7 protein-coding genes and 1 pseudogene are annotated in these 8,981 nt (G+C 69.1%); 5 read left to right on the top strand and 3 right to left on the bottom strand.

Annotation, left to right across the window (positions count from 1 at the left end; genetic code table 11):
- The first annotated feature begins 158 nt into the window (after window positions 1-158).
- The 3 genes from ABD357_RS31525 (at window position 159) to ABD357_RS31515 (ending at window position 2,730) form a co-directional block, all read left to right on the top strand.
- Window positions 159-1,064, top strand: coding sequence for a DUF3800 domain-containing protein (locus ABD357_RS31525; protein WP_344394427.1), 906 nt, complete (start codon window positions 159-161; stop codon window positions 1,062-1,064).
- 76 nt (window positions 1,065-1,140) lie between these two features.
- Window positions 1,141-1,830 (top strand): copper homeostasis protein CutC, encoded by a 690-nt coding sequence (locus ABD357_RS31520; RefSeq protein ID WP_344394426.1) that lies wholly within the window; start codon window positions 1,141-1,143, stop codon window positions 1,828-1,830.
- A 138-nt stretch (window positions 1,831-1,968) separates the two neighbouring features.
- A complete protein-coding gene (locus ABD357_RS31515; RefSeq protein ID WP_344394425.1) occupies window positions 1,969-2,730 on the top strand; it encodes a YqeB family protein in 762 nt (253 codons plus the stop codon).
- A gap of 25 nt (window positions 2,731-2,755) precedes the next feature.
- Here the strand turns inward: ABD357_RS31515 and ABD357_RS31510 are convergent, their stop codons facing one another.
- The gene (locus ABD357_RS31510; protein WP_344394424.1) at window positions 2,756-4,843 is read right to left on the bottom strand and encodes a HelD family protein; all 2,088 of its coding nucleotides are present in this window, start codon (window positions 4,841-4,843) and stop codon (window positions 2,756-2,758) included.
- 395 nt (window positions 4,844-5,238) lie between these two features.
- Here ABD357_RS31510 and ABD357_RS31505 point away from each other — a divergent pair, with 395 nt between their 5' ends.
- Window positions 5,239-5,439 (top strand): hypothetical protein, encoded by a 201-nt coding sequence (locus ABD357_RS31505; protein ID WP_344394423.1) that lies wholly within the window; start codon window positions 5,239-5,241, stop codon window positions 5,437-5,439.
- Window positions 5,440-5,472: 33 nt separating this feature from the next.
- Here the strand turns inward: ABD357_RS31505 and ABD357_RS31500 are convergent, their stop codons facing one another.
- A complete protein-coding gene (locus ABD357_RS31500; RefSeq protein ID WP_344394422.1) occupies window positions 5,473-7,116 on the bottom strand; it encodes a DNA repair helicase XPB in 1,644 nt (547 codons plus the stop codon).
- Window positions 7,117-7,345: 229 nt separating this feature from the next.
- Here ABD357_RS31500 and ABD357_RS31495 point away from each other — a divergent pair.
- Window positions 7,346-8,697, top strand: a pseudogene (locus ABD357_RS31495) (TIGR00645 family protein).
- Here ABD357_RS31495 and ABD357_RS31490 read toward each other — a convergent pair.
- Window positions 8,675-8,875, bottom strand: coding sequence for a hypothetical protein (locus ABD357_RS31490; protein WP_344394420.1), 201 nt, complete (start codon window positions 8,873-8,875; stop codon window positions 8,675-8,677). The pseudogene ABD357_RS31495 and the gene ABD357_RS31490 sit on opposite strands and share 23 nt — an antisense overlap.
- Window positions 8,876-8,981 lie beyond the last annotated feature (106 nt).

Raw genomic sequence — 8,981 nt, 5'->3', positions numbered from 1 at the left:
CATCTCCTACTGGGACGACCTGGGTCTACGAACGCTCAAGCCGACCTGGCAACGGTTGAGATCAGCTGGATGAACCGCCGGATGCGTGGCCCGCATGTCCAGTGGTGTGAGAGGAGGGACGGGCGACCCGTCCCTCCTACTCGATTCAGAAGGAATCGGTGCACCTGTGCTACATCGACGAGGCCGGCAATGGACAGACGCTCGACCCTGCGAGACCTGATGCGCCTCCTGTCCTCGTCGTCGGTGGGTTCACCGTTCCTCGATCCGCTCTCAAGGATCTGACCTGGGGGTTCTTGAGCGCCAAGAAGCACTATCGGCCTCAGTTACGGAATGCCGGGCAGCTGTCCGAGCGGATCCAGCACGAGATCAAGGGCTCGGACGTCCGGAAGAACCTGCGCGAGGGCAACCACAACTGGCGGCGAGCGGCCATGGAACTGGTGGCCTCGCTGCTCGACATACTGGAAGCTCATGACGCTCGCGTGCTGGCCCGTGTCTGGATCAAGGAGGAGGGGCGCGCGTTCAATGAGTCAGGCGTGTACCCGGCCTCCGTTGCTGCCCTGAACGAAACCTTTCAGGCTCAGCTGGCCCATGAGCACTCGCGCGGCATGATGGTGCTCGACAGCCGGACCAAGGTGAAGAACGCCCCCAATGTGCATGCCGTGACCACGCGCAAATACCGTGCGGGCGGGGACAGCCTGCGCGGGATCATCGAGTCCCCGGTATTCGGCCACAGCGACACCCATACACTCCTCCAGCTCGCGGACCTGGTGGTCTCCTCACTGCTGTTCCCGATCGCCTGTCACGCCTACCTGAACGATGTGACATGGAACGTGCACTGCGACGACGCGTACCAGCCGCTGCGCGAGCAATTCGGCGCACGCCTGAAGAAGCTCCAGTTCCGCTACCAGGACCCCGTCGGCAAATGGCGAGGCGGCATTGTGGTCTCCGATCGACGGACCGCTCAGCCTTCCAGCCTCATGTTCGGGCCGGCGAAGCCCGCCGTGCCGGAGATCCTCATTCCCGGGCAGCAGGCGGACGGGGGCGAGGTGCCGAGCGGGCTGTAAGCCTGGTCCCTTGAGCTCTTCGACCACGTACCCTTGGATTGGACTAGACCTGTAGCCGCCCAAGGGAAGAGGCCCGATGAGCAAGCGTGCAGTCCTGGAGGTGATCGCCCTCGACGTTGAGGACGCGGTCGCCGCTCGGGCCGGGGGAGCGGACCGCCTCGAAGTCGTTTCCGACATGGCGGCCGACGGGCTCACCCCGTCGGTCGGGACCTTCGCGGAGATCCGGGTCGCCGTCGACATCTCGCTGCGCGTGATGCTGCGGCTGGGGGACGGGTTCGCCGCCGGTGACATCGAGGAACTGGTGTGCGCCGCACGGGAGTTGCGGGGTGCGGGGGCCGACGAGTTCGTGCTCGGGTTCCTGGACGACGGCGACGGCGTGGACGTCTCCGCGGTGGAACGGATCGTCGCCGAACTGGACGGCTGCCGCTGGACGTTCCACCGCGCGATCGACCGTGCGGCGGACCGCGACGCCCTGCGCAAGCAGCTCGCGGATCTGCCGGGGCTCGATACATACCTCTCGGCGGGCTCGGCGGCCGGTGTGGACGACGGCCTGCCCACGCTGCTCGCCGAGGCGGCGCGGCGCGGGGAGCCGGGCTATGAGCAGCGGCTCATGGTGGGCGGAGGGCTCCGGCTCGACCACGTACCCCGGCTGCGGGCCGCCGGAGTGGACGCCTTCCACATCGGCGGGGCGGCACGGCCCGGCGGATGGGCGCATCCCGTCTCCTCCGCCGCTGTACGCGAGTGGCGGGCGGCGATGGACGAGTAGCCGCTGCGGGCGGGTGGCTCAGGGCGCTCACCGGGAGCCGCATACCAAAGTGGCAGTGCCGTAGACCATCGGCTGATGACGGGGGCCCCGCCCCTCGCCACACTGAGGGCTGCGCAGCAGAAAACGGGTGGAGGGCGCATGAGCGTGGATATGCAGAAGGAGCCGGACGCACGGGCAGGCCGGGGGGACCGGGCCGGCCGGCCGGGCCGGGGCGACGGGGTTGCCCAGGCCGACCAGCCCACCGTGCTCGCCGAGTCGACCTGGGGCGTTCTGGCCCTCTGCGTCGTGGCCGGAGCCGTGGTCGGTGAGCTGGTCAGGCTGCTCGCCGGGTGGCTCGTGACCCTGCGCTGGGCGCCGTTCAAGGGCCCGGCGAAGCTGTTGGACTCGATTCCCGAGCCGTGGGTGAGCGTCGGCGCGGTGGCAGTCGGCGCGCTGCTGGGCCTCTTCGCGGCTTTCGTCCTGCTGCACGAGTCGCTGTCCGTCCGCGTCTCCGACCGTCGCGTGGTGCTCACCATCCGGGACGAGTCCGAGGAGTTCGCGCGGGACAAGGTCCGTCTGGCCTTTCAAGACGGCAAGCAACTCGTGCTGCTCGGCCACCACAGCGAGGAACTCGCCCGGGAGGACTGCGGCCTGGACAAGCGACGCCTTGCCGACGCCTTCACCGAGCACGGTTACGCCTGGGCGGACGCCGACCCGCACCTGGCCGAGTTCCGGCGCTGGGTCCCGGGCGCCCCGGGCCTGCCCGAAGGGGCGAACGCCCTGTTCAAGGCCCGCGAGAAGGCTCTCAAGAAGCAGGGCGACGCCGAGGACGCGCGGGAACTGCGCAGGGAGCTGGTACGGCTCGGCGTCGTCGTGCGCGACGAGAAGAAACGGCAGACCTGGCGGCTGCCGTCCCGGTGAATTGAGCTGTGAACTGTCCTGTGGCTCAGGTCAGTTGGAGCGGCAGCGGTGCCGAATGCGTCACGATCAGGCCCGAGACGGCTCGGGTCAGGGTGACGTACAGGCGGCGCAGGCCGGTGCGTTCGTCCGGCTCGGCGTCGACGATGGCACGGGGCTCGTCCAGGACCACGTAGTCGTACTCCAGGCCCTTGGCGAGCGTGGCCGGGACCAGGGTGAGGCGGGTCTCGTGCGTCGTCTCCTCGCCCGGGCCGAGATACGTGATCCCCATCGCCGTCAGCGCATCGGCCAGTGCCGGGATACGGGCATCGGCCGCGATCAGGCCGACCGAGCCCTCCTGATGCAGCAACTCCTCGCAGGCGTCCACCACTTCGGTGTCGCCGGCAGTCGTACGTACCTCGAAGAAACCCGGATTCTCGCGGACCGAGGTCACCGGAGTGAGCCCGGGCGCGATGTGCGGGAGGAGCCTGGACGCGTATGTGATGACGTCCGTCGGGACGCGGAAGCCGGCCGTCAGCTCCTCGACGACCGCCTGCTGCTTGCCCAGGTGGGCCAGGGCCTCGTCCCAGCTGCGCGTCGCCCAGGGCGTGGTGCCCTGCGCCAGATCGCCGAGCACGGTCGCCGAACCCGTCGTGCAGCGCCGGCCCACCGCCCGGTACTGCATGGGGGAGAGGTCCTGCGCCTCGTCGAGCACCACATGCCCGAGCGAGTGCGTGCGCTGGACGAGATCGGTGGCCTCGTCGATCAGCACGGCGTCCGCGGCGGACCACTTGGCGGACTTCGGCGACCGTGCGGGCCTGGACCACACGATCGTCTTCTGTTCGTCCTCGGTGAGGACACCGTCCGCGTGTACGGCGAGGAACTCGGCGTCGGAGAGCAGGCGTAGCACCAGCCGGGCCGGGTCGACCGGCGGCCAGATCGCCTTCACCGCCGCCTTCACGGCGGAGTTGCGGGCCACGGCGTCCTGTACGCGGTCGTCCGGGGCCTCGCCGGACCGCTCCATCTGGACGAGCACGGCGTGCGCGATGCGCTGCGGCAGGGCGTCGCGGGCGGCGCCGTAGCGGATGTCGCGGTCGAGCAACTCCTGGACGATGTCCTCGAGTTCGTACGCCGGGACGCGCCAGCGTCGTGAGCCGCGTACGACGACGACCGGCTCGGTCGGCATCGTGACGTGCGAGCGCACGGCGCGGTGCAGGACCTCGGCCATACGGGCGTCGCCCTTGACGAGGGCGGCCGGTGCGTCGTCCGTGACCCGTACCTCGACGTGCGCCACGAGGTCGTCGACCGTCGTCTGCTTGACCTCCAACTCGCCCAGCGCGGGGAGCACTTGCTCGATGTAGTGGAGGAAGGAACGGTTCGGGCCGATGACGAGGGTGCCGGTGCGGGCGAGCCGGTCGCGGTGGGCGTAGAGGAGATACGCGACCCGGTGCAGACCCACCGCCGTCTTTCCGGTGCCCGGACCGCCCTGCACGCATACGGTGCCGCCCAGTCCGCTGCGTACGATCTCGTCCTGCTCGGGCTGGATCGTCGCCACGATGTCGCGCATCGGGCCGACGCGCGGGCGCTCGATCTCCTGCTGGAGCAGCTTGCTGGTGATGTCGGCCTCTGTGGGGTCGGTGAGGTGTTCGTCCTCGTACGCGGTGAGGTCCCCGCCCGTGTACCCGAAGCGGCGGCGCAGCGCGATGTCCATCGGGTCCTTCTTGGAGGCCCGGTAGAACGGCTGCGAGACCGGGGCGCGCCAGTCGATGACCATGGGGTCGCCGTCGGCGTCGTGGACGTGGCGGCGCCCGATGTGCAGTGTCTGATAAGCAGCCTCCGGCTGCGGGCGCTCGCCGTCTGCCCCTTCTGCCTGCTCGGCGCCCGGCTCGTGCAGGTAGTCGAGGCGGCCGAAGAACAGCGGGGTGTGGGCGAGGTCCGCCAGGGCTTTGATGCGCTCGTCGATCTGATGGGTCAGGGCTTCCGCGTTGACCCAGTTCGCGGTGACGTCCCGGATGTCGAGGGACTCGACGTCTTCGCGCATGGCACGGAGGGCGGCACGGGAACCGGCGAGGTGGGCGCGCTCGCGGGAGAGCGGGTCGTGGGGGTCGAGAGGGTCGTCGGCGGGCGGGGTGGACACGGCGGGTGCCTCCGGGCGTGGTCAGGGGCCATGCAGGGGTTCGGCTGCATGGCGTTCTGCTGCGTGGGTGTGCCTCGTCGCCGTACGAGTTCGTACGTGTTCGCACGTGCCTGTGCGTGCCTGTACGTGCCGTACGGCGGGGCGGGACCGGCCGGTTTCCGTCCGGGCGGCGGCCATCCACGGGGGAGGCGGGCAAGAGCGGAGATTTTAGGGCAGGGGCGGATGACGGGGCCAATGATTTATTGCGCGGCCCCTCCTCCTGGGGTATTCCCTGGCGGGTACTCCCCCTAGTGGGTCCCTAGGGGGACGGGTGGGCCCAGAGGCGTATGTGGAGGTCGCGGAGGTTGGACCCTTAGGCCGATGTCACCCGGATGGCCGAATCGCATCATGGAAACATGAGTGCAGCGACCTTCACCCCAGCTTCCGGGCCCGCCCGGCACGGTCCGCCGGCCGGTGCGACCGCCCTCGACGACCGTCACCACCGCCATCTCCTCGGCGACGCCCTGCACGCCGTCAAGGTCTTCGCGACCGCCGCCTTCGGTGTGATCGTGCTCGGGGAGTACGGCGAGGAAGCGGGCGTACGCCGCCGGCGATGAGCCTGGTTCCACCGGAGCCCCCTTCCTCCCGGCTCAGTTCTCCGTCAGCAACTCGTCCGCGTCCACGATCCGGTACGCATACCCCTGCTCCGCCAGAAACCGCTGCCGATGAGCGGCGAAGTCCTGGTCGAGCGTGTCGCGAGCGACCACCGAGTAGAAGTGCGCCTGGTGTCCGTCCGCCTTCGGACGCAGTACGCGACCGAGGCGCTGCGCCTCCTCCTGGCGGGAGCCGAATGTTCCCGAGACCTGGATCGCGACCGTCGCCTCCGGCAGGTCGATCGAGAAGTTCGCGACCTTCGACACGACCAGCACGCCGATCTCACCCTGCCGGAACGCCTCGAAGAGCTTCTCCCGCTGAGCGTTGCTGGTCTCGCCCTTGATGACCGGCGCATCCAGATGCTCGCCCAACTCGTCGAGCTGGTCGATGTACTGGCCGATGACGAGCGTCTGCTGCCCCGCGAAGCGGCGTACCAGCGCCTCCGTGACCTTCCGCTTGGTCTCGGTGGTCGCGCAGTAGCGGTACTTCTCCTCGGTCTCGGCCGTTGCGTACGCCAGCCGCTCGGCGTCCGTCAGATTCACCCGGACCTCGACGCAGTCCGCGGGCGCGATGTAGCCCTGCGCTTCGATCTCCTTCCAGGGGGCGTCGAAACGCTTCGGGCCGATGAGCGAGAACACGTCCGACTCACGGCCGTCCTCCCGTACGAGCGTCGCCGTCAGGCCGAGCCGACGGCGCGCCTGCAGATCCGCCGTGAACTTGAAGACGGGAGCCGGCAGCAGGTGCACCTCGTCATAGATGATCAGCCCCCAGTCACGGGAGTCGAACAGCTCCAGGTGCGGATAGATGCCCTTCCGCTTCGTCGTCAGCACCTGGTACGTGGCGATGGTGACCGGCCGGATCTCCTTCCTCGTACCGCTGTACTCCCCGATCTCGTCCTCCGTCAGCGACGTGCGCCGCACCAACTCGTGCTTCCACTGCCGGGCGGAGACGGTGTTGGTGACGAGGATGAGGGTGGTGGCCTGCGCCTGAGCCATCGAACCGGCGCCGACCAGCGTCTTCCCGGCGCCACAGGGGAGTACGACAACTCCCGAACCGCCGTGCCAGAAGTTCTCCACGGCCTGCTTCTGGTACGGCCGCAGCGCCCAGCCGTCCTCGGCCAGCTCGATCGGATGGGCCTCGCCGTCGACGTACCCGGCGAGGTCCTCGGCCGGCCAGCCCAGCTTCAGCAGTGTCTGCTTGATCTGGCCGCGCTCGGAGGGGTGCACGGCCACGGTGTCCGGGTCGATCCGGGCGCCCACGAGCGGCATGATCCGCTTCGAGCGCAGGATCTCCTCGAGTACGGGCCGGTCGGTCGTCGTCAGCACCAGCCCGTGGGCCGGGTGCTTGGACAGGGTCAGCCGCCCGTACCGGTCCATCGTCTCCGCGATGTCGACCAGAAGTGCATGCGGCACCGGGTACCGGCTGAACTGCACCAACGCGTCCACGACCTGCTCGGCGTCATGCCCGGCGGCCCGCGCGTTCCACAGCCCCAGCGGCGTCACCCGATACGTGTGGATGTGCTCGGGCGCCCGCTCCAGCTCCGCGAACGGCGCGATGGCCCGACGACAGTCGTCCGCCTGCTCGTGATCGACCTCGAGCAGCAGAGTCTTGTCGCTCTGGACAATAAGTGGACCATTCACACGAGGCACCCTCTCCGGTCGGCCAAACGTCCAGTGTGCCTGATCGTCGGCGCCTGCGGTCGTGGACGGGGTGGACGTCTGCGGCCGGTGCTCCCTGGTCGCGTCCGGTCCGCGGACGTAACAGACCGCTGCCCTACATCCTCCATGTCCTGTCCTATTGGATGTCTTTTCATTCCAATGAGTGGTGGGAATTCTGATTTGCGGCTTCGGTTCCGAAAAATGGCGGACCGTGCAGGTAACTCGCAGGCAGCCTCTGAGGCCCACCGCATCCCCGCCCACCACGACGCTCGGCTACGCCCTGTTCGCCACCAGATGGCTTCAAGCGCCGTTGTACTCGGCCTGGTGGCCGCACAGGCCGTGTACGTCTACAAGTTCTTCAACGAGCTGTGGAACTTAATCCTCCGGATCGTGGGCGGGCAGGCGACCGAGACGTACGTCATGCTCGCCGTGCTCAAGCTCGTCGACGTCGTGATGATCGCCAACCTACTGATCATGGTGATCGTCGGCGGCTACGAGACCTTCGTCTCGCGTATCGGACTCCAGGGCCACCGCGACCAGCCCGAGTGGCTCTCGCACGTCAACGCCAACGTGCTGAAGGTGAAGCTCGCAACCGCCATCGTGGGCATCTCCTCCGTCCACCTGCTCCAGATGTTCGTGGACGTCCACCACACGCCCCGCCACTCGCTGATGTGGGGGACGGTGATCCACATGGCGTTCATCGTCTCGGCGGCGATCCTCTGGTACATGTCCGGGTCGGGAGCGGCCGGGGCGGTGGCTGCCCACGCGGGTCACGACGCGCCCGAGGTCCACGCTTCCCCGGAGCCTGAGCCGAAGCCCACGCCGGAGCCGATGCCCACGCCCGTCCCGGCTTCCGCCGTCTCGACTCCGCCCGTCTCCATTCCGGCCCAGTCGGCCGACCGCTCGGCGGCCCGGCCGGCAGTCCACTCGGCGTTCCCCTCCTCCGCCGAGCCCTCCGCGCCGTACGAACGCCCTGTGACCGTCCCCGGGACCGAGACCCGCATCCGGGACGCCGGCTTCCCCTCCCGGAAGCTGCTGGAGGAGTTCGACGACAGTCACCCGAGGTCCTTCGACCGCGAGACCGTCGTCCGCCTCGGCAAGCTGGACTTCGTCACCGCCCGCGGGAACGTGGTGTTCGTCGGGCCGCCCGGCACCGGCAAGACGCATCTCGCCGTCGGGCTCGGCGTACGGGCCTGCCAGGCGGGGCATGGAGTGCTGTTCGCGACCGCCGCGGAGTGGGCGTACCGGCTGACCCGGGCACGGGACGGCGGGCGGCTCGCCGAGGAGTTGGCCGCCCTCGACGCGTACCCTCTGCTGATCATCGAGGTCGGCTACGCCCCCTTCGACGCGGCCGCCGCCCACCTTCTCTTCCAACTCGTCGCCCACCGCTACGAGCGGGCTTCGCTGATCGTGACCAGCGACTGCCCCCTCGGCCGCTGGGAGGAGATCTTCGGCGGCGCCGCCCCCGCCCTGGTCGACCGTCTCGCGCACCACGCGGAGATTGTCCGGATCGACGGGGACCGCTACCGCATGCGGCGGGCTATTTCGTCGTGGGCAGACTGATGTTGTTGACCAGCGGCCCCTCTACGGTGAGCCCCTCCGTGATGAGGGACTCGGCCGCGGGGGCCGGCAGGGGCAGCGGCAGCGCGGGCGCGGTCTGGGCCTGGGCCTGAGAACCGAGTACGCCGACGAGGGCGACCGCGGCGAACAGGGTGGTGGTGGCGACGGCACGAGAACGCATGACTACTTTCAGGCCTTTCGGAAATACGGTCGGAAGCCCAGTCGGGCAACTCAGGCGGGGACGGGCCGGACTCGGTGTGCCGAGTCCGGCCCGAGGGGTGTGCGGG

The organism is Streptomyces vastus, from assembly GCF_039532825.1.
Lineage (GTDB): Bacteria > Actinomycetota > Actinomycetes > Streptomycetales > Streptomycetaceae > Streptomyces > Streptomyces vastus.
Note: the sequence above shows the minus strand (reverse complement) of the source record. Positions and strands in the feature narration are given on the sequence as shown.